Annotated in this window: 14 protein-coding genes; 2 read left to right on the top strand and 12 right to left on the bottom strand. The window is 70.5% G+C overall.

Annotation, left to right across the window (positions count from 1 at the left end; genetic code table 11):
* Window positions 1–125: 125 nt before the first annotated feature.
* From ACGFJ2_RS17305 to ACGFJ2_RS17325, 5 genes are all read right to left on the bottom strand, one after another.
* Window positions 126–593 (bottom strand): S26 family signal peptidase, encoded by a 468-nt coding sequence (locus ACGFJ2_RS17305; RefSeq protein WP_393469174.1) that lies wholly within the window; start codon window positions 591–593, stop codon window positions 126–128.
* Window positions 590–2515, bottom strand: coding sequence for an ABC transporter ATP-binding protein (locus ACGFJ2_RS17310; protein ID WP_393469177.1), 1926 nt, complete (start codon window positions 2513–2515; stop codon window positions 590–592). The genes ACGFJ2_RS17305 and ACGFJ2_RS17310 overlap by 4 nt, the downstream gene beginning before the upstream one ends.
* The gene (locus ACGFJ2_RS17315; RefSeq protein ID WP_393469180.1) at window positions 2512–3114 is read right to left on the bottom strand and encodes a TlpA family protein disulfide reductase; all 603 of its coding nucleotides are present in this window, start codon (window positions 3112–3114) and stop codon (window positions 2512–2514) included. The genes ACGFJ2_RS17310 and ACGFJ2_RS17315 overlap by 4 nt, the downstream gene beginning before the upstream one ends.
* A 132-nt stretch (window positions 3115–3246) precedes the next feature.
* A complete protein-coding gene (locus ACGFJ2_RS17320; RefSeq protein WP_357952366.1) occupies window positions 3247–3432 on the bottom strand; it encodes a hypothetical protein in 186 nt (61 codons plus the stop codon).
* 157 nt (window positions 3433–3589) lie between these two features.
* Window positions 3590–6319, bottom strand: coding sequence for a BTAD domain-containing putative transcriptional regulator (locus ACGFJ2_RS17325; protein ID WP_393469184.1), 2730 nt, complete (start codon window positions 6317–6319; stop codon window positions 3590–3592).
* A gap of 84 nt (window positions 6320–6403) precedes the next feature.
* On the opposite strand from ACGFJ2_RS17325, the gene ACGFJ2_RS17330 reads away from it, so the two are divergent.
* Together ACGFJ2_RS17330 and ACGFJ2_RS17335 are read left to right on the top strand one after the other, a co-directional pair.
* Window positions 6404–6925: a MauE/DoxX family redox-associated membrane protein gene (locus tag ACGFJ2_RS17330; RefSeq protein WP_357952364.1), complete on the top strand. Its 522-nt coding sequence runs from the start codon at window positions 6404–6406 to the stop codon at window positions 6923–6925.
* A gap of 47 nt (window positions 6926–6972) precedes the next feature.
* A complete protein-coding gene (locus ACGFJ2_RS17335) occupies window positions 6973–7884 on the top strand; it encodes a LysR family transcriptional regulator (protein WP_357952363.1) in 912 nt (303 codons plus the stop codon).
* Between the two features lie 27 nt (window positions 7885–7911).
* On the opposite strand, the gene ACGFJ2_RS17340 is transcribed toward ACGFJ2_RS17335, so the two are convergent.
* From ACGFJ2_RS17340 to ACGFJ2_RS17370, 7 genes are all read right to left on the bottom strand, one after another.
* A complete protein-coding gene (locus ACGFJ2_RS17340; protein WP_357952362.1) occupies window positions 7912–9045 on the bottom strand; it encodes a HupE/UreJ family protein in 1134 nt (377 codons plus the stop codon).
* 58 nt (window positions 9046–9103) lie between these two features.
* Entirely contained in the window at window positions 9104–12985 is a 3882-nt protein-coding gene (locus ACGFJ2_RS17345) for a metallophosphoesterase (protein WP_393469189.1), read from the bottom strand.
* A 322-nt stretch (window positions 12986–13307) separates the two neighbouring features.
* On the bottom strand, window positions 13308–14207 hold the full coding sequence (locus ACGFJ2_RS17350; RefSeq protein WP_357952360.1) for a CHRD domain-containing protein: 900 nt from the start codon (window positions 14205–14207) through the stop codon (window positions 13308–13310).
* 162 nt (window positions 14208–14369) lie between these two features.
* The gene (locus ACGFJ2_RS17355) at window positions 14370–15701 is read right to left on the bottom strand and encodes a BNR-4 repeat-containing protein (RefSeq protein WP_393469193.1); all 1332 of its coding nucleotides are present in this window, start codon (window positions 15699–15701) and stop codon (window positions 14370–14372) included.
* A gap of 234 nt (window positions 15702–15935) precedes the next feature.
* Window positions 15936–17774 carry a glycoside hydrolase family 97 catalytic domain-containing protein gene (locus ACGFJ2_RS17360; protein ID WP_393469196.1) on the bottom strand — a complete coding sequence of 613 codons (1839 nt, stop codon included), beginning with the start codon at window positions 17772–17774 and terminating at the stop codon, window positions 15936–15938.
* A gap of 110 nt (window positions 17775–17884) precedes the next feature.
* Complete coding sequence (locus tag ACGFJ2_RS17365; protein ID WP_393469199.1) at window positions 17885–19531, bottom strand: protein kinase; 1647 nt, start codon at window positions 19529–19531, stop codon at window positions 17885–17887.
* Between the two features lie 75 nt (window positions 19532–19606).
* Window positions 19607–20518 (bottom strand): amidohydrolase family protein, encoded by a 912-nt coding sequence (locus ACGFJ2_RS17370; RefSeq protein WP_393469202.1) that lies wholly within the window; start codon window positions 20516–20518, stop codon window positions 19607–19609.
* Between the last annotated feature and the right edge of the window lie 26 nt (window positions 20519–20544).

The raw sequence follows: 20544 nt of genomic DNA on the forward strand, positions 1-20544 counted from the left end.
GCCCAACAAGGCTCGTGACCGCTTTTTGCCATAATGGTGAAACGACCGGGGAAGATGAAAAGACCGGCCCATTTTCGGCCAGAAATATCCGGCCTATTCTTCGCGTATTCAATAGCACCCGCGAATCAGCTAAGCGGCCGACCGACCTTGCGGAGCACCACGCCGAGCAAGCGGTCCGTCGTCAGATATCCGGAGCGGCGGGAGTCGTACGAACGGTCCGCGTTGTCCCCCAGCACGACCAGGTGCCCGGCTGGCACGTGAGTACCCGGCGCGGTCCGCAGCGCGGGCACCGTGTCCCTCGGTATCGGGTCACCCGGGACGGCCGCGATTCGCTTCACGATCCAGCCCGTGCCCGTCTCGTCCGCGAGCGACCCGCCCACCGCTCCAGCGCGCGACCCTCTCGCCACTCCCGCGAGCACCACGACCTGCCCCGTACGCAGTGAACGGGGTGATGCCCGCCGGACGACCAGGCGCTCACCCGGCCGATACGTCGGCAGCATGCTCTCCCCATGAACGGTCACCACCACATACCGCCTGCGCAGCCACAGGATGCCGAGCACCACTACGGCGACGCCGGCCAGCGCGCCGATCAACGCGCCGCTCCCGTCGGGTGAACCTCATCCCGAGAGCTCGGGTGGGCGTCGTCAGGAGAGCTCGGGTGAACCTCATCCCGAAAAGTCGAGTCGACCTCGTCCCGGTAACCGGTGGCCTGCCGGCTGAACAGCCGCGCGTACGTTCCCCCGTCCGCCAGCAGGGCGGCGTGCGTGCCCTCCTCGGTGACCACGCCGTCGGCCAGCACCACGATCAGGTCGGCGTCGCGGACCGCGCCGAGGCGATGGGAGATCACCACGCTGGTGCGCCCGGCCCGCAGGCTGGCGAGCTGGCTGTGCACCTCGTACTCGGCCTCGGGATCCAGCCCGGCGCTGGGCTCGTCGAGGATCATCAGATCGCGGTCGCGGCGCAGGAACGCCCGCGCCAGCGCCACCCGCTGCCACTGCCCGCCCGACAGCAGCACGCCCGCCCCCTCCTCGCCTTCCTCCTCCGGGGTGAATTGGCGGCTCAGGAGCGTGCCATAGCCGTGCGGCAGCGCCGCGACGGTGTCGTGGACGCCGGCGTCGCGTGCCGCGCGTTCGACGCGCGTCCGGTCCTCGGTGGCGGCCGGGTCGCCCAGCGCGATGTTGTCGGTCGCCGTCATCTCGTAGGCCACGAAGTCCTGGAAGACCGCGCCGATCCGGGCGCGCAGCGCCTCCGGCGCAACGTCGCGGAGGTCCACGCCGTCCCACAGGATCGCGCCGCGCGTCGGGTCGTAGAAGCGGCACAGCAACTTCACCAGCGTGCTCTTGCCACCGCCGTTGCGGCCGACCAGCGCGACCGTCCGGCCGTGCGGGATGAACAGGTTGACGCCGCGCAGCACCCACGGATGGTCATCGCTGTACCTGAACCAGACGTCGCGCAGTTCGATGCCCCGGCGCAGCGGCGCGAGCGGCCTGGGCTCGCCCGGCGCCGGCAGGTCGGGGCCCGCGGTCACGATCGTGACGTGATGGTGGAACGTCAACAGCTGTTCGTAGGCCATCACGCCGGCCGACACCATGACGTTCAGCGCGGCCTGCACACCGGCGACGGCCGCCACGAACATCGACACGTCGCCCACGCTGAGCTGCCCGCGACCCGCCGCGAGGATGGTCCAGACGAGTCCCACGCCGGCCACGGCCGCCGACGTGCCCGACAGGCTCGCCTGTACGAGGAACTCCCGCCGGTCCATCCGCCGGCGAGCCACGTTGGCGGTCCGCAGCTCGGCCAGCATGCGCAGGCGCAGGAACGCGCCGAGGTCGAACAGGCGGATCTCCTTGGCGGCGTCCGCGGTCGACATCAGGTGCGCGTAGAACAGCTCCCGCCGCTCGGCCGGCCCGATCCGCCACATCATCGCGACCCGCTGCCGCGACAGCCGCAGCTCGATGAGCAGCGCTGGTACGGCCGACAGCAGGACCAGGACGGTGAACGCGGGACTGATCAACGCCAGGGAGCCGACGAACCCGACCACGGTCACCGTGCTGCGCGCGGCGGAGCACGCGGTGTCCACGAGCCTGCCCGGGTTGCTCGCGCTCTGCTGGGCCAGGCGCAGCCGGTCGAGGAAGGCGGGGCTCTCGAACGGGGCCAGTCCCGTGAAGCGGGTCACCGCCGCGAACAGCTCGTCCTTGGCGCGCTGTGCCGCCCGGCGGTCCACCTCGGCCCGCAGATAGTGCGCGGCGTGCGTGGCCGCCACGGCGGCCGTCGTCACGACGGCGATCGTCACCGCCAGGCCGAGCAGCACGGTGGTCCGCCGGTCAGCCAGGCCGTCCAGCACGGCCTTCGTCAGCCAGGCCAGGGCGATCGGGGCGACCGCGCCCACGAGCGTGACCGCCAGATATCCGAGGACATGGGCCGACGCCGAGCGCCACACCATCCCGGCGGCGCGCAGCCCGCATCCCGCCAGGACCCGGGGCGCCGGCGCCGTCCCCGGCTGGCGACTGCTCACGCGGGCTGCTCTTCGGCCTGCCGCTCCGACGAACCAGCGGTGTCCACTGCCGACGACGCGCCAGGCAGCCGAGAGATCCGGGGTGCCCTGGCAAGCAGCTTGCCGCCCTCGGCCACCTGGAAGAAGGTCGGGAACGACTGGACCCGGAACGCGTTGGCGACCCCCGAAGGCGCCTCCTCCACGACCACCTGGGCGACGGGCGACAGCTTGGTGACCAAGGACGCGGGATCACCCGAGCGTCCGTCGACCACCGCGAGCACCCGCGACCGGTCCTGGCCCGCCGCCCAGGAGGCCACCTCGGGAAGCTGCTCGTGGCAGCCTTGGCAGTCCGGCGACATGAACGCGACGACCGTCCCCTCGGGCAGGAGGTCGCGCGTGACGCGGGTGCCGTCCACGGTCGTCGCGTCGAAGTCACCGACGACCTCTCCGACGGGCAGACCGTCGCCCGCTCCGGCCAGGACTCCCGTGCCGACGGCTTCGTACAGCGCGTCGATCAGCTTCGTCTGCTCCCGGAGCCGCCGGATGACGCCGAGGGTCAGCAGCAGGTCCAGCAGACACAGGGCGCCGACGAGGACCACGATGGCGATCAGGTAAGGCACTAGACATCTCCGTGTCGAAAGCTCATGAGGGTGTGCCCGGCCGCGGCCGACCACCGCCGGGCACCGGTCATCGCGGCGTACTCGTCACCGTGAAGGCCCGCGCGCTACCTGAGCGGGCTCGGGGACGAGTGGTTACGAGCAGAAGACGACGCTCTTGCAACCGCCGCACGACACGTGACCGTTCGGGTAGTAGCAGCAGTACTTCGCGGTGAATGCGGGGAACTTGCAGCACTCATAGGCGCAGTCGGCAGCCCGGGCCACGGTGTGGGGCGCGACCAGCTCAAGGAGCCGGTCGGCCATTCTGGTCACGACGCGCATCGAACCTCCATATCGGCGGCGGTCCCGGCGGGCCATCGCCCGGCCGGCACGGCGGAGCACGGCCGGCCCACGCCGACCGTCCCGCCGCGCCTCGCAGCCTGCACCCGGGCTCTGAGCGATTTCTCAACGAATTCTTAACGGCCTACCGAGAACGGGCTCACCCCTCCTGGTCGTGGGCCGCGATGCGGGCGCGTACCTTGTCGGCCTGCGCGTCGCCGAGGGCGTCGTAGCATTCCGCCGCCCGCTTCCAGGCGTCGAGCGCGGCGGCGGTGTCGTCGGCCCGCAGGTGCGTCTCGCCCAGCCGGACCAGCGTCTCGGCGGCCGGGTGGAGGTCGTCGCAGCCGCGCAGCAACTCCACCGCCCGCTCGTAGGACGCCACGGCCTGCGCGAAGTCGCCCTTGGCCGCCAGTACGACGGCGATGCTGTCCCAGGTGTGGCCCTCGCCCTGGGCGTACCCGAACTCGGCCAGGATGCGCTGGGCCCGGCGGCAGTCGGCCAGCGCCTGGTCGTACTCGCCGACCTGGGCCCGCAACCAGCCCGCGTTGTTCAACGCCCGCGCCTCGCCGATGGCATCGCTGGCCTGCCGGAACAGCTCCCGCGCGCGCAGCGTGTGGCCCAGTTGTCCGGCGGGTCGCACCCGGTTCAGCGAGACCGTCAGGCCCAGGTGGACGTGCGCCTCCAGGACCGGCTCGTCGAGGTCGCGATGCAGCTCGATCGCCCGCTGGAAGTGCTCGATGGCCGCCAGGTCGCGGCCGAGCCTGACGTGGGCGCGCGCGACGCAGTTGTGGCACCGGGCCTGGGCCAGCCGGTCGCCGAGCCGCTCGGCCGCGTCCAACGCCACCGCCTGAACGCCCAGCACCTGCTCCCATGGGCCGCGGCGCTGCATGAACTCCGAGAACGCCCACGCCAGCTGCCAGACGTGCCGGTCCAGCCCGGCCTCGGTCGCCTCCGTCAGCAACGCGGGCAGTGCCACGGACTCGTCGGCGTACCAGCGCAGGGCCTCCGCCTGATCGGCGAACCGCTCCGTCACGACACCGCGCGCCCGTGGTTCCAGCTGGAGTTTCTCGCGGTGCGGGTAGCAGACCTCGCTGGCCGCGCACGCCGAATGCAGGTAGTGGTCCAGCAGCCGCCTCGTCGTCCCCCGCCGTACCGTCCGGCTGTCGGCGGCCCGCTCCTGCTCCGACGCGTACACGCGCAGCAGGTCGTGCAGGTGCAGGCGGCCGGGCGCGCGGAGGTCGACCAGGTTGGCGCGGTCGAGCCGCGCGGCCAGCTCCCGGGTGCGGTCCACCGGCAGGGCGGCCAGGCTCGCCGCCGCGGCGAGCGACACGTGCGGCCCGGGGTGGCGACCGAGGCGCCGGAACAGCCGGATCGCGGGCTCGGGCAGGTCCCGGTACGAGCGCCCGAACACTCCGCGCAGGTCGATCGCCGGGTCGCTGTGGGCGAACGGCTCCAGATCGGCGCCGGGCCGCGCGAGGTCCGCGGCGACCTCGGCCAGCGGCAGGTCGGTGTGCCGCGCCAGCTGCGCCGCGACGATCGCCAGGGCCAGCGGCAGCCGGCCGCACCGGCGAATGATCAGCGCGATGGCCTCGGGCTCCGCCGCCAGCCTGGGCTCGCCCAGCCGCGCCGCCAGCAGGCGGTAGGCGTCGTCGTCCGGCAGGACGTCCAGGCGTACCAGGGAGGCACCTGAGGTGACCGCCAGGCCGGTCAGCTCGGCCCGGCTGGTGATCAGCGTCAGGCACCCCGGCGCGCCGGCCAGCAGCGGGCGTACCTGCTCGGCGCCACGAGCGTCGTCGAGCACCACGAGGACCCGCCGGGAGGCCAGCAGGCTGCGGTAGAGCCCGATCCGGGCCTCGACGTCCGACGGGATCTGGGCTTCCGGGACCGCGAGCGCGCCGAGGAACCGGGGCAGCACCACGGCCGCGTCGGCCGGGTCGACCGTGCTGAGGTCGGCGTACAGCTGCCCGTCCGGGAAGCGGTCGCGATTGAGGTGCGCCCAGCGCAGCGCGAGCGACGACTTGCCCACTCCGGGCGGTCCCGAGATCGCGCAGACCGCCGCGCTCGCCGGCCGGTCGCCGGTCGCGGCCTCGGCCAGCCGGTCCAGCTCCGCCGCCCGCCCGACGAAGCCCCTCAGGTCGACCGGCAGCTGGGCCGGGACCACGTGCGTGGTCTCGGCCACGTCGCCGGAGCGCAGCAGCATCCGGTGGACGCGCCGTAATGCCGTACCGGGCTCGACGCCCAGCTCGTCGGCGAGCGTCCGGCGTACCCGGGCGAAGTGCGCCAGCGCCTCGGCGGTCCGCCCCCACGTGTGCAGCGCCTCGATCAGCGCGGCCGCCAGGAGTTCGTCCAGCGGGTGTTCGTCGGCCAGCGGCGTCAGGGCCGCCACGGCGGCCGCGGCGTCGCGGCCGGTCACCGTACGCGCCCACCGCAGCATGGTCGCCTTGCGCTCGTCGCGCAGCCGGTGGCGGGCACGCTCGGCCCATTCGCCGGGCAGCCCGGTCAGCGGGTCGCCGCGCCACAGCGCAAGAGCCTCGCCCAGCAGCGGCGCCGGGTCCGGCTCGGCCATCGCCTGATAGGCGAGGCTCCGGCAGCGCGACACGTCCACCGCGGACTCGTCCACGTCGAGCAGGTAGCCGCCGGTCCGCTGGACGACGGCGCCGTCACCGGCCAGTACGTCGCGGCGGATGCGAGTGATGATGGTGTACAGGGTGCGCCGCGCGCCGGGCGGAACCTGCTCGCCCCAGACCCGGGCGAGGAGCGTCTCGACGGACACGACCCGGCCGACCTCCCACGCGAGCGCGGCCAGTGCGAGCGCGACCTGCGGCGGCCGTACGGGGTTGGTCTGGCCCGAACGCTCCACCTCGACGGGTCCGAGCAACCGAATCAGCACGACGGTCTACTTCCTGCTCGTGGATCTTCGAGCGTAACGAGTCCCCTCTTGCTGGATCCGCTCGCCCGTGGCTACCTTGTGATCATGCAGTACGTCGACGTGGCGAGCAGACTGCTGCTGCTCACGATGTTCACGCTCGCGCTGGTGGGCAAGGTCTCCAGCCGCCGGGCCTGGGACGAGTTCGTCGTGTCGGTCGGCGCGATGGGGCTGGTCGGCGGCGTGAAGGTCCCGGCGGCGGTCGCCACGGTGGTGGCGGAGGGCGGGGTCATCGTGCTGGCCGCGGTTCCCCTTCGCTGGGCCGGATCGGCGTCGTTCGTCCTCGCGGCCGGGCTGCTCGGGTGTCTGGCCGTCGCCGTCGCGCTGGTCGTCCGGAGGGGCAACAAGGTGGCCTGCCGCTGCTTCGGCCCCACCCAGACGCCGTTGGGCGTAGAACACGTGGTGCGCAACGTCGTGCTCGTCGTGATCGCCCTGCTCGGGCTGGCGGGGTCGCTGGTGAGCGGTTCCTTCGACCCGGCGCTCAGCGTGGTGGTCGGCGTCTTCGGCGCTGTTCTGGGGCTGCTGTTCGCCCGATGGGACGATCTCGTCTCGTTGCTGGCGCCGTCGTGATCAGTGCGGGTGATTGATCGCCGGGGTCCGTCGCTACTCTGAGCGAGATGGACATCCAGCAGCTCCGTTACTTCGTGGCCGTGGCCGGGGAGCTCCACTTCGGGCGCGCCGCCGAACGGCTGCACGTGACGTCGTCCCCGCTCAGCCGCCGCATCCGGGAGCTGGAGAAGGAGCTCGGCAAGGATCTGTTCGACCGGGGCTACCACCAGGTCGAGCTGACCGCCTTCGGGCGGGCGTTCCTGGAGCCGGCCCGCGACGTGCTGGCCCGCTTCGACGCGCTGGCGGACCTCGCGGCCGGGCCCGCCGTCGTCGCCCCGGCCGTGCGGGTGGGGGCCACGCCGCTCGCCCCCACCCAGGTCCTGGATCTGGTGCTGGAGACGTTCGCGCGGGTGAGTCCCGGGATCGAGCTGCCGGTGAGCCTGGAGCCGTCGGCGGGGCTGCTCGCCCTGCTGGCGGCGCACCGGCTGGACATCGCTGTCGTCCACCTGCCCGTGGACGCCCCCGGCCTCGACAGCCTGGCCCTCGCCGAATACAGCTTCGCCATCGCCATGCGGGCCGACGACCCGCTGGCCGGCCGGGCCCGGCTCACGCTCCGCGACCTGGCCGACCGGCAGATGCTGCTCACCTCGTTCAAGGTGCACCCGCTGGTGATGAAGGGGTTGCGCGACCATCTGCGCGAGGGCGGGGTCACCCGGATCCGGGAGATGCCGCACAGTGACGTCGTACAGATCGCCGCGCACATCACCCACTCGCGCGCTCTGTCCCTGATCACGCCCAACACGATCGCGGGCCGCGTCCTGACCGAGTCCGGGCTCGTCCTCGTGCCGCTGGACGACCCGGACCTGCACTTCCGGCTCGGCGTGGTCTGGCCCGCGGGCGCGACGGATCGCGGCGGCCCGCTCGCGAGCGTCATCACCGCCCTGCGCGAACGCGCCGCCGACCCGCTCACCATCCTCTGACCGGACCTCGGCCGGGCCGGTGCCCGGTCAGAGCGGCAGCGGGATGCGATCGACGAACCAGTACAGGCTGACCGCCACGATGGGGACCGACAGCGCGACCACCCCCCAGCGGGCGGCGGGCGTGCGGCGCAGCAGCACCAGCAGCGGAAAGAGCACCGCGATGATCGCGAGCTGCGCGGCCTCGATGCCGAGGTTGAAGCTCAGCAGCGACAGGAGCAACTCCCACGATCCGCTCTGGTCGATGTCCAGCGCGCCCGCGAAGCCGAGCCCGTGCACCAGCCCGAAGGCGAACACGATGGGCAGCCGCCATCTGCCCAGCCGGTCCTCGCCCCGGCCCAGGAGGTTGGCGAGGGCCACGACGATGATCGAGCCCGCGATGATCGGCTCGACGATCTGGCCGGGAACGTCCACGACCCCCATCGCCGCCAGCAGGAACGTGATGCTGTGGGCGGCGGTGAAGGCGGAGGCCGTGATGACGACGTCCCGCAGGCGGCGCGCGCCGATGAGCAGCGCGAGCAGGAAGAGGACGTGGTCCAGGCCGAACAGCAGGTGCTCGGCGCCGAGCAGGAAGAACTCGCCGATCTGGTTCGGCGCCGGATGCTCGCCGACCCGCAGCGTCGGGTTCTGCGCGGCCAGGACGGCCGAGCCCTTCTCGCCGTCGACGTCGTAGCGGACGATGGTCTTCGTACTGTGGACGAAGCTCTCGGCGTCGGGGAACAGCGCGCTGGAGATCGCGTGCGCTCCCCCGCCGTCGCCCTGGCAGGCGTAGGCGTAGGTCAGCACGGCGAAGGCCACTTTGTCGCGCAGGCGTATGTCCGCCGCGCCCACCTGCGTGGGCGCGCATGGTTTGTCGTCGTACGCCACGTCGAAGCGGCGCGTGACGTACGTGGTCACGGCGTCGCGGTTGATCGTGAGCTGGCGGAGCTGCTCGGCCCGTTCCTTCGCCTCGTACGCCTCCGCGTAGAGCCAGGCCGACTTCATGAGCAGGTCGTACTCGAGGTCGAGCACGACTTTGACGTTCGTCCCCGTGCCGGTCACCTCGGCCTGGGCGGTCGTCGTGACGTCGTGCGCCGCCGCCGGGGCGGGACGCGCCAGGCCGGCCAGCACGCCACCGAGGACGACGGCGAGGACGAGCGTGGCCAACCGCCGCATATGGGGCATGTCTCGTGTCTCCAAGAGGGGGATGCCGCCCCGGACCAGGTCCGGGGCGGCGGCTGGATCAGCGGTTGAACCAGTGGTACAGGGGCGAGTCAGGTCCCCACTTGCCCGGACGGCCGTCCTTGTCCTTCGTGACGAAGACGCTCGGCTCGGAGGCGGTCACACCGCCGCCTGCCGAACGTGCCGTGACGAACCAGGCGTAGGCCGTGTCGTCCTTGAGCCGGTCCCAGGTGACCGAGGCCACCTCGCCCGACGTCACCGTGCTCTTGCCGATGATCCGACTGGGCTTGTAGAGCGCCAGGGAGTCGGTCTGGAAGCTCGTCGTACGGGAGGTGAGATCGACCGGCAGCACCATGTTGTCCTCCTTGCCGTTGTAGCGGCGCAGCGGATCGAACTCGGTGGCGCCGAAGTCGTTGAGCAGCGGCGAGTAGGTGTCCACGCTCAGCTCCGCCCGCTTGACGTTGAACGACAGCAGCCGGAAGAAGCTCGCGCCGAACTGAAGCTGGTCGTCCGGCTTGTACCCGCCGATCTCGGTGAGCCCGAGACGGTCGGCCGAGACCGTGTAGAACTGGTAGTCCGCCAGCAGCTCGACAACGCCGTTGCCGACCTGGCCCACCTTCGGCTTCACGTTGGTGCCCACGCCGTGCTCGTGACCGGCGAGGATCAGGAAGACGTTCGGGTTCTTCTCGACCACGGTCTTGTACAGCATCGAGCCGTCGGGCGCGGAGAATCCGGCGCCGCGCCCGTCGGGGTTGGTGCTCGGCACGAGGTAGTCGTGGGAGAGCAGGATGCCATTGCGGCCCGGGAACTTCTTGAAGATGGAGTCGGCCCATTCGGCCTCGTCCCTCGTCACGCCGTACGACAGGCCGACCACGACGAAGTCCAGCCCACCGGCGGAGAACAGGTCGTAGTGGTTCTGGTTGTCGCCCTCCTTCCACGGCCCGCCGTACTTGGCGTGCTGCCAGCCCTGGGAGGCGTCCTGGTACCGGTTGGGGCCGTAGTACTTGTTGTAGATGGCCTCCGGTCCCTCCTCGGTGCCCGACTGGTTGTCGTGGTTGCCGGCGATCACGCCGTTGGGGATGTTCGCCTCGTCCAGCACGCGCTGCTGCTTCGACGACACCTCGAACTCGCCCACGACCTGCTTCTGCGTGGCCTCGTCGGCGGGCTTGCGGATGTTGTTCTCGATGATGTCGCCGGTGTGCGCGACGTACGAGATCTTGCGCTGGTCCTTGTTCGCCTTGATCCAGTCGACGATGCCGGAGTAGGCGCGCTCCCACACCGCGCGCTCCTCGGGCGTCTCCTGTTCCACCGCGCCCTCGGAGATGTACTGGGTGTCGGTGAAGTGGACCATCGAGAAGTCGTAGGTGGCGGGGTCGGCGAAGCCGTTGGGGTCGCCGGGCTCGATGTCGTCGGCGAACGGGTCCTCACCGGTCACCATGACGTGGACCTGCCGCTTGTCGATGTACTTGGTGTCGACCACGGCCGTGAGTGCGGTCTTGCCCGTGGCGGCGCCGCGGGCGCTCGTCAGCAGGTCCCACGCCTTGTCCTTGGTGTTCCACACCCGCAGCGCGACCAGGCGCTCGGGGTCGATGACGCCCTCCCACCGCAGGACCGGCGAGTCCACGTGCCCCTCGACCTGGACGTCGAACCGCTGGTACGTGACGTCCTGGCCGGTGGGCGCGTCCAGTGTCTTGCCGTCGGCCGGGTCGAGCCCGTCCGTCCTGACGCGCTTCTCACCCGGAACCTGCAGGGTCGTGGGAAGGGTCTGGGTCGTGCCCTGGTACGCCTGGTCCGGCGCCAGGATCTTGGCCTCCGAGAACGTAGCCGTCAACCGGCCGCCATCGGGCTCGGCGACCTTCGCCGAGAGCTTGACCGGATCCGACACGTCGACACTTCCCAGCGCCGGGGTCAGCTCGGCGGGGACGTCCGGGATGCCCGCGGACTCGAAGACGACCTCGCGGACCGCGGTGTTGCCGAGGCCGTCGGCGCCGGTCACGGCCAGCGTGTGCTTGCCGGCTCGAAGACCGGGCCCCACCTTGGCGCCCAGTTCGATCGGCTGGCCGTCGAGCTTGACGTCCGGCCCGGACACGACGGCCGAGGCGTCCTCGAGCTTGACGTCCAGGATCACCGAGGCGGTGATCTTCTCGTTCGCGGCCGGGACGCTCTTGGCGACCTTCGGCGCCGAGTTGTCCGTGACCAGCAGGCGCGTGGCGGCCTTGCCCGCGGCCGAGGTGGCCTCCAGCGTGTGCTTGCCGTCCTTGATGGCCTTGGTGTCGAGGTCGGCGCGCAGGCCGCGGGCCTGGGCGTCCACGAGGAACTCCAGGTCGATCTCGGTCAGCGGGTTCACGTTGTCGCCGCAGTTGCCGTCGCCCATGCCGTACGAGGTCTTGACCATCTGGCCGGTCGCCGTGCCGCCCACCGGGGTGAGGGCGATGTTCGAGATCGCGAAGTCGTCGCGGTTGCTGCCGCACGAGGTCGGGAAGGTGCCGGCCACGAAGTCGATGGTGTTCCAGCCGGGCACCAGGAACTCGTTCGGGATCGTGAAATCGACGCGGCGGCTGACGAAGTCGCCGTCGAGCACGACCTTCTGGCCGTTGACGAGCAGGTAGTTCTGGTAGCGCGCCTCGATCGAGTTGGTGCCCACGTTGAAGCTGAGGGTCGCGTCGCCCGAGCCGAGCGTCTCGATGACGTGCACCGCCGGGGCGTCGATCGTGTAGCGCAGCTCGGCCTCGCGCAGGGCGCTCTGGTTGCTGCCGCAGGTGCCGTCGCCCATCTCGTACGACGGCTTGATGTCCTGGCCCTTCACGGTGGCGCCGTCCAGGGCGAGGTCCAGGTTGGTGATCGTGAAGTCGTCGCGGCCGTTGCCGCAGGTCTCCTTGTAGTCGCCGGTGACGAGCTTGATCGTGTTGTCGCCGGGGACCAGGAACCTGGCCGGGACCGCGACGGTCACCCGCTGGTTCACCCAGGAGCCGCCCAGGTCGACGCGCTTGCCGTTGACGAGCAGGAAGTTGTCGTACTTGTCGTCGATCGAGTCCGCGCCCACGTCGAAACTGAGCTTCGCGGCGCCGTTGCCGAGCGTGGCCTTCGTGACGGGCTCGGCGCCGTCGACGGTGAGCGACTTGACGCCGCCCTCGCCGGTGGCCGGGACGTTCGCGAAGACCGGCTTGGTGCCCGCCACGAGCGTGCCGTCCGTGGGCATCAGCCGCGGCGCGCCGGCCGGGGCGTTGTTCACGGTCACCGTGTTCTTGACGCTCGCCCCGGCCGCGGTCGTGGCGGTGATGGCGTGCTCGCCGTTGGCCAGCGTCGTCGTGTCCACCTCCGCCGCGAGACCGGTGGTGCCCTGCGGGTCGGCCTGGACGAAGAACTTGAGCGTGGCCCGCTTCAGCAGCGAGGTGTTCGTGCCGCAGCTGCCGTCGCCGAAGGACAGGGTGTACGGGTTGTCCTCGCCGTCCGCGACCTCGCCGAGCAGTTCGAGGCCCACGTCGGACAGCACGAAGTCGTCGTAGTTGGTGCCGCAGGAGGACTGGACGGTGCCGACGACGATCTCAACGGTGTTCTCGCCCTTGACGAGCTGCTCGTTGGGGATGTCGATGGTGGCTCGTTCGTTCACGTAGTCGCCGATGTCGCTGCGGTGCGCGCCGTTGACGAGGATGTAGCTGTGGTACTGCGCCTCCGTGGAGTTGGAGCCCACGTCGAAGCGGAGTTTGGAGACGCCCACGGTCTTGGTGGCGTTGACGGCGGCGCCGTCGATGGCGAGTTTCGTGACGCTGTCTCCGGCCGCGACCGGGGTCGCGGCGACCTTCACCTTGCCCTCGAGGTAGGACCCGCTGATGGGAGTGAGCGTCGGAGGGCTCTGGGAAGTGGTCGGCGTCGGGGTGGGCCGTCCTCGGTCCGTTTCCGCCGGGCCCGGGTCGGCGTATGCCGCTGTCACGAGGCTGCTCACGAGTAGCGCCACGGCCGTGCCGACGGCGGCCAGGCGCCCCCGGCTCCGTACGCCGTCGAATAAATGTCTTGCTGCTGGCCGCATCAGGCGCAGTCCCTTCACTTGCATGCACGCACGGGCAACCGGCCAAGCCGGTTGCCCTCGAGCGGACACGTTGGAGGGCCCGTGTGAACGTTGTGCAGAGAGAGGCTGACGGGAAGAAGAACTGTGCGTGCTCGCTGCCGCCGCCATCGGCCATGACCTGGTCGATCACCCGCTTCTACAAGGCTCACGCGCCGTGCTCGGACGGCGCGTGAGCCTTGCCTTGTAGAGGCGGGGCGGCTTACCAGTCGCCCTTGTAGAGCTGGCCGCGTACCGCGCCGCCCGGGAACGCGGCGGTGTGCAGGTTCGCGTACCAGTTCTTGGGCTTCTTCCAGATGCGGCGGGCCACCGCTGTAGAGGTGGTCGTGCTGCCGGCGATGCCGTTGACGCTGGCGGGCAGGCCCTTCTCGGCGGCGAAGAAGGGCACGACCACCGGCCCGTTCTTGCCCTTCGGGGCGCGGTGGATGTGCGCGCCGACCGGTGGCCCGACCCCCGCCCACGCGGCGGCGAACCACACCCGGTTGCCCTCCGGCTGGACCAGCCAACCGGCGCGTCCGTCGCGGTCGCCGACCTTCATGCCGGGTGCCGGTATCTCCTGGCGCCCGTCGGCCCGTGTGGTGAGCGTGGCGCCGAACCCGTGCGACAGCACCGACTCCAGCTCCACCGGGCGGATCCGGTACAGCTGGGCCCGTACGGCGCCGCCGCCGAACTCGGCGTTGTGCAGGTTGGCGTACCACTTGCCGGGATGGCTGACGATGCGGCTGAGCAGAGCGCCGTCCTGCACCTGGACCGTGCCCTTGACGGCGTGGAACGTGTTGGGCAGCGCCTCGACGAAGAACGGGACCCTGACGTCGCCGTTCTCACCCGCCTCGCCGCGGTGGATGTGGAACCCGCTGGGCGCGTCTACTTTGCTCCACCGGACGGCGTAGTCGACCCGGTTGCCATGGATGCGGAACACGGCGAGCGCGCTTCCGTCCGCGTCACCTACCTTCATGCCCTGGGCGGGCACTTCGTTCGCGCCTTTGAGCGACGCGGCCAGGTAAACGGGGGTGGTCGCTTGTGCGGAAATCGGGTTGAGCGAAGTGGCGATCAGTACGAGGGAGGCAGCAAGGCCGGGGACAATGAGGGTGCGCATGTTCATGATTACCCTTTCCGTTCTCTCTCGGCCTGGTACGGCTGCCTCCCTTGTGGGGTTCAACTGCGGATAAATGCGCATTCTCGGTGATATGCGGAAAAGATGGCATCGCAGTGGTGCTGACCTGAGGAAACATGGCGCCGAGCCGCGCCCGCCCGGACGGCCGGCTCAGTCCTGGCCCGCCACGTAGACGTCGCCGTCGGCCACGGTGACCTCGCGGGCGCTCGACGCTCCGGTGGCCAGGATCCTGGCCGGGTCACGGAAGCGGGTGATGAGCTCGATCCGCTGGACCGGCTTGGGAGTGGGGATCACTGCCTCGGGCGTCCACCGCCGGCCGTGCTCCAGCCGATGGGTCGCGATGCCGGACTGCCCGTCTACCGTCGTGTAGACCCGCCACGTGTCCGGCCCGATCTGCTCCATCTCCCTCGTACGCAGCCCGGTGGCCACCTCGCTGGTCTGCCAGCCGCGTGGCGTCCACACCGAGGCGAAGTCGTGGAATCCGAGGGCGGCGTCCCTGGTGAACCAGACCACGAACGGCCGGCCGTTCCGCAGCCAGCCGACCAGCTGGATGTAGTCGGGCGAGACGACGTCGGCCGGGCGCTCAAGTGGCGTCACCGCCACCTTGCAGGGCCCCTCCATCTCGTCGTTGGTCAGCTGCGGCCCGAGGTCGGTGCCGTCGGCGGCGTGGAAGGTCAGCGCGTTGGGGTCGAACCAGGCGTAGTGGATGTCCTTGTGGTAGTAGTCGTGCCGGTGCTGGTCCGGACCGCCGCCGGCCAGCGTCCACACCAGGTGCACGCGCTCGGGCCACCGCTGGTACCTCAGCTGCCCGACGTAGATCTCGTTGAGGTTGTCCGCCCTGTCGGTCGAGCCGAGCACGTACGGCAGGCCAGTGAGCTGCTTGGAGCTCTGCCAGGTGACCCCGTGGTCGGTGGACCTCATGAACAGCATCGGCCGGTTGTCCGTCGGCGCGCTCGGATCCACGGTCCGGGTGGTCTCCCGGAAGAACACGAACAGGTGCCCGTTGGCCGCCTTGAACGGCATCGGATAGCTGGCCGCCGCGCCCTCCGCGACGACCCGGGAGCTCCACTCGCCGTCGATGGTGTGCGGCTGCGGGGACCTGGCGACCACGGTCTCGCCGTTGTGCATCCCGACGACCACCACGAGATGCCCATCGTCGGCCTGCACCATGGTCGGGTAGTTGTGGGAGTCGCCCCGCCCGTCGATGATCTTCAGCGGCGCCGACCAGCGGCCGTGGCGGAACGCCTGGACGTAGCTGTCCTCGTTCGTCCCGCCCCAGGAGACGAACGTCGTCCCCGCCTTCGGATCGTGGACTCCCCCCGCGACGGGCCGCCGGTCGGTCCTCGCCGCCACGCCGGTCGCGGCCGTCATGACCCGGAAAGTCACCGCCCGTGCCGCCGACGCCGGTCCGGGTAAGCCGCCGGCCAGCAGTGCGCTCCCGGCCAGGACGCCCCCGGCCTTCAGCAGGTCTCGCCGATCCATAGGGTGCCCCTCATCGTGAATAGATCGGATGTGTTAGGCACCAATGACGGTATTTCTGGGGTGGAGTACGGTCAAGGCCCTGTAAAGATCCGAGTTTCTGGCTTCTGCAACCGCTTGCCGGGCTAGTGAAGCGCGTTCATGGTCGGCCAGGGACGCGAGCTTGGGCGCCCGCGTCCCTGGCCGCTGTTTCCCCAACGGGCACATCGGCCGGGGTGCCCGTGCTGTTCCTCAGCCTCAGCGGGCGCAGGTCGTCAAGCCGGGGCGCCAGCGGCAGGCGATGGCGGCGAACCCGCCCTCTGCCTTGACCTCCACGGGCAGCGTGCCGCCCTGCACCACGTGTGCCTCACGGACGAGCCCGTCGGCGCCGTCGCCGGTCACCTCGACCAGCCACCGGCCTCGCAGGAAGCCCGTCGGCACCTGCAGCGTCCGGGCCGCCCCGGAGACTCCGGCGCCGATGAACCAGCGGTCGCCGCTACGCCGGGCCATCACCGTGTGGTCGGCCGGCTTGCCGGACAGCAGCCGCGTCTCGTCCCACACCGTGGGCACCTGGTCGAGGAAGCGCTCCGCCTCGGGCCGCGCCCGGTACGCCTCCAGCGACCCGGCCAGGTTCTCCAGCCCCGACTCGAACACCACCGACAGCGCCAGCTCATGCGCGTCGGAAGTGGGCCGGCTGGGGCGCTGGAAGGCCATCGGCGTGTAGTCCATCGAGCCGATCTCGTTCCTCGTGTACGGCAGGGCCGCCAGGTGGCTGGTGGTCAGGTTCGACGACTTCTCCGCCCCGTGCACGCCTTCCATGCTCATGACCTGGGGCCACGTACGGTTGATCCCCTTGGGCACGGTCGAGCCGTGGAAGTTGACCATGAGCTGGTTGTCGGCCAGGTCGCGCAGCGTCCCGTCGTACCACTGCAGCCGCTCCTGCGCCTCGGAGTCGATGAAGTCCAGCTTGACACCCTTGACACCCCATTGACGCAGCAATCCGAAGCGCTGAACGCGCTTGTCGTGGGTGTCGAAGTCGGAGAATCGCAGCCAGGTCATGATGCCGACGCCGCGCGCCTTTCCGTACTCGACGAGCTCGGGTATCCAGGTGAATTCAGCCGTCCGATCCGTCCAGGCCCGCTCGCCGGTGACCGGATCGTCGTACCAGCCGGCGTCCACCAGCACGTACGGCCAGCGGTGTTGCGCGGCGTAGTCGACGAACTCCTTCTGCTGCTCAAGGCTCTGCTGCACGCTCCGGCCACCGGCCAGCCAGCTCCACAGCACCTTGCCCGGCTTGATCCACGAGGTGTCGGCGACCTGGGATCCGGGCGCGAGGTCGTCGACGAGGGTGGACTCGGTGACGGTCGCGAGGTCGCCCGTGACCATGACCCGCCAGGGCGTGGTCAGGCCGTGGTCGTAGGGGACCCGCGCGTCCCAGAGGGCGATCTTGTAGGTGCCCTGGTCGCTTACCAGGCGGGGACCCGTGTAGGAGCCGTTCAGCGCCGATTCGGCCAGCAGGAGGTAGTTCTGGCCCACTCCGAACAGGGCGGGCATCTGGTATTCGGCCGGGGGGACGTCGGCGTACTGGATGAACGGGTTCTCGTAGTCGCGGCGGTGGCCGGCCAGCCAGGCGGTGGACCCGGCGGGGACGGCGAACGCCGACGCCTCGCTGAGGACGGCGCCCGCGCCGGGCAGTTCGTAGCGGTAGGCGACGCCGTCGCGGGCGGCCCTGACGACCAGGTCGAGCTTGGCATCTCCACGGGTGAAGCGGAAGCGGGTCTCGTTCATCACGGACAGGCGATTGAGGCGCTTGCCGGCCGTGGTGGTGTACTTCTCGACGACCACGCGGCCGGAACGGCCGGTCAGGCTCAGGCCGGTGGTGAGGTCGGCCTGTTCCGTGGTGACGCCGAGCGGGCTGGGTTCGAGTACGGTCGCGCCGTCTCGCGACACGGCCACGGACGGACGGCCCTGTGCGTCGAGGTGGACGGTGGCGACGGGCCCGCCTGTGGGGGCCTTGACGGTCCAGGTGTCGGTGGGGGTGGTGGTGGGAACGGTGAGCAATCCGGCCAGCAGTGTGCCGGTGATGACCCAGTGCAACTGGTGCCTCCCGAGAGGGCTGGGGTGTGCAACCGATTGTACTGGTAATTAACTTCCTCAAGAATTGAATTGTCCAGCGGTGACGTCGCCGCGCCTTTCGGGGCTGTGGGTCAGCACATGGTCCACGAGGTCGACTTGGTGCGCTGTGTCGGCGAGGTGAGCCGGAAGACGACCGTGTGCTTGGTACCGAGCTCGGGGGTGATCTGCTTCTTCGACCCGAAATAGTCGCTTCGGCCGTAGGACGGGATCCGCCTGGAGCCGCTCTCGATCACCTGACCGTCGACGAGCCACTGGTAGGAGAACGGGGCGCCCATCTCCGAGGAGTCAATGCCGATGCCGAAGCCCAGCGAGCCCCTGTAGCAGGTGATCCCCTCGTCGTTGATCTTCGACGAGCCGGCGACCCGCACGTAGGCGAGGCTGAAGGAGGCGGCCTTGGTCTTCTTGGTCGCGGTCGGCGACGGTCGGGTTGTCGTCGGTTTCTTCGTCGCCGTGTTCGTGGGTGTGTTCGTAGGCCTCGGCGTGTTCTTGGGCGTGTTCTTGGGGGTAGAGCGGACGGGCGTGCGCTCCTGCGACGGCTCGGGGGTGGAGGGCGAGTGCGTGGGCTTGGGAGTGATCGGCGAGGTCTGCGTTTTCTTGGGCGCGGCGGTCTTTTTGTGCTTGGTCGTGGTGGCGGAGGGGGACGGCTCGCTGGAGTTCGCGGCCAGAGCCGATAGAGCGGCGCCCCCGTTCAGCGGGCCTTTCCAGACGACGACGCCGGCCGTCAGACACACGGCTACCACTCCGGAGACACCAGCGACCAGCGGAAAGCGACGACGCGGCCGCGCGGGACGCTGACCGCCAACTGCCGGAACGTGCCCCGGAGCGGGTGGGGCGTACCCAGGGCCTGGCGGGGCGTACCCCGGACCGGGCGGAATGTGCCCAGGGCCAGGCGGGGCGTGCTGAGGCGCTGGCGGCAGGTGCCGGTTTCCGGCGCTGTTGGCACCGCCGAGCAGGCGTAGCAGGACGTCCTGCATCTGTGGGCGGGCGGCCGGGTCCTTGGCCAGGCAGGTGTACACGACCGAGCGCAGCGGCTCCGGCAGGTCGCCCAGGAAGGGCTCCTGGCTCAGGATGCGGTTGATGACCGCGGGCAGCGAATCCTCGCCGAACGGCGGCGTGCCCGTCGCCGCGTACACCATGACCGAAGCCCAGGCGAAGACGTCCGCCGCCGGGCCGACGTACGCGCCCGCCAACTGCTCGGGGGCCATGTACGCGGGCGTCCCGACGACGCTGCTGGTGACGGTGACGGCGGAGTCGGCGACGCGGGCGAGGCCGAAGTCGACGACGCGCGGCCCGTCGCGGCCGAGCAGCACGTTGGCGGGCTTGAAGTCGCGGTGCACGATGCCCGCCTGGTGGATGGCGACCAGCGCGGTGGCCGTGCTGACCGCCAGGCGCTGCAGGTCGCCGCCGCTATGGCGGCCCGCCTGGTGCAGGGAGGGACCTTCGACGTACTCGCTGACGATGTACGGACGGCCGCCCATCGACGCGTCGAGCACCTGGGCGATGCAGAACGGCTCCACGCGCCGGGCCGCGGCGATCTCCTTGGCGAAGCGGTCGTCGCCGCCGACCGACTGCCGCAGCACCTTGACGGCCACCGGCCGACCGTCCGGGGCCTGACCTAGGTAGACGATGCCCTGGCCGCCCTCACCGAGACGCCCGACGATCCGGTAGGCCGCGATCACCTCGGGGTCGCCGGGGTGCAGCGGTTCGGCATTCGGCATGAGTGGAGTGACTCCTGTGACGGCCGGAACGGACCCCATGCACCTTAACGGGATAGATCCCGATTTTCAGGCACGTTACGCGATCTCCACCGCAGGGTCGTGGAGGCGGTAGACGCGGGTGGCCGTCGCGGCGAACACGTCCCGGATCTCCTCGGCGGATCGCTCCGAGAGCACGTCCTGCCAGGTAGAGAGCAGGGTGGGCAGGTCGGTCCAGAGCTTCTCGATCGGGAAGTTGCTGCCCCACATGCACCGCCCGGAGCCGAACAGCTCCAGGCACGTGGCCGCCACCCGCTCGATCAGCGACCGGTCCACCCGGTGCACGAAGGTGCCCTGGCCGGTGAGCTTCACCACGACATTGGGCCGCTCGGCCAGCAGCCTCAGGCCACGGGTCCACTCCGCGACGGCCGGCGGCTCGGCGCTCACCGGCATACCGGCGTGGACCAGCACGAACGTCACGTCCGGGAAGTCAGACACGAGGGCCGCGACATCGGCCATCTGGGCGGGGAACACCTGCAGCTCGAACAGCCAGCCCAGGTCGGCGAGCACGCCGATGTTGCGCCGGAAGACGGGATCCTTCATGCGGTCGGGGGCGGCGGCGAAGCGGAACTCCGGCCGTTCGTGCCAGTGCAGTTGCAGCCGAGTGCCGCGCACGAGCGAGGTCACGGCGGCCTGACGGCGCAGCACGTCGGCCGCGCCCTCGTCGAACAGGTCTGCCGAACCCACCACGGCGGTGGGCCAGCCGGTCTCGGCGTGTACGTCACGCAGCCACCGCACCTCGTCCACGGAGCGGTCGAGCGCCCAGTTGGCCTGGACGTAGACCGCCGAGGTGATGCCGCAGGCGGTGGCCTCCCCGACGTACTCGGAAGCGGGGTAGTCGCGGCGGATCGGCTCGTACGGGCCGAAGATGCGCGGCACCATCTCCCCCTGGAGCCAGGGCAGGTCGGCGGCCCGCCAGATGTGGTGATGCGCGTCCACGATTCCGGCCAAAACTATTCCGTCCAAAACTAATCCGT

This window comes from Nonomuraea sp. NPDC049028 (genome assembly GCF_043197735.1).
GTDB lineage: Bacteria > Actinomycetota > Actinomycetes > Streptosporangiales > Streptosporangiaceae > Nonomuraea.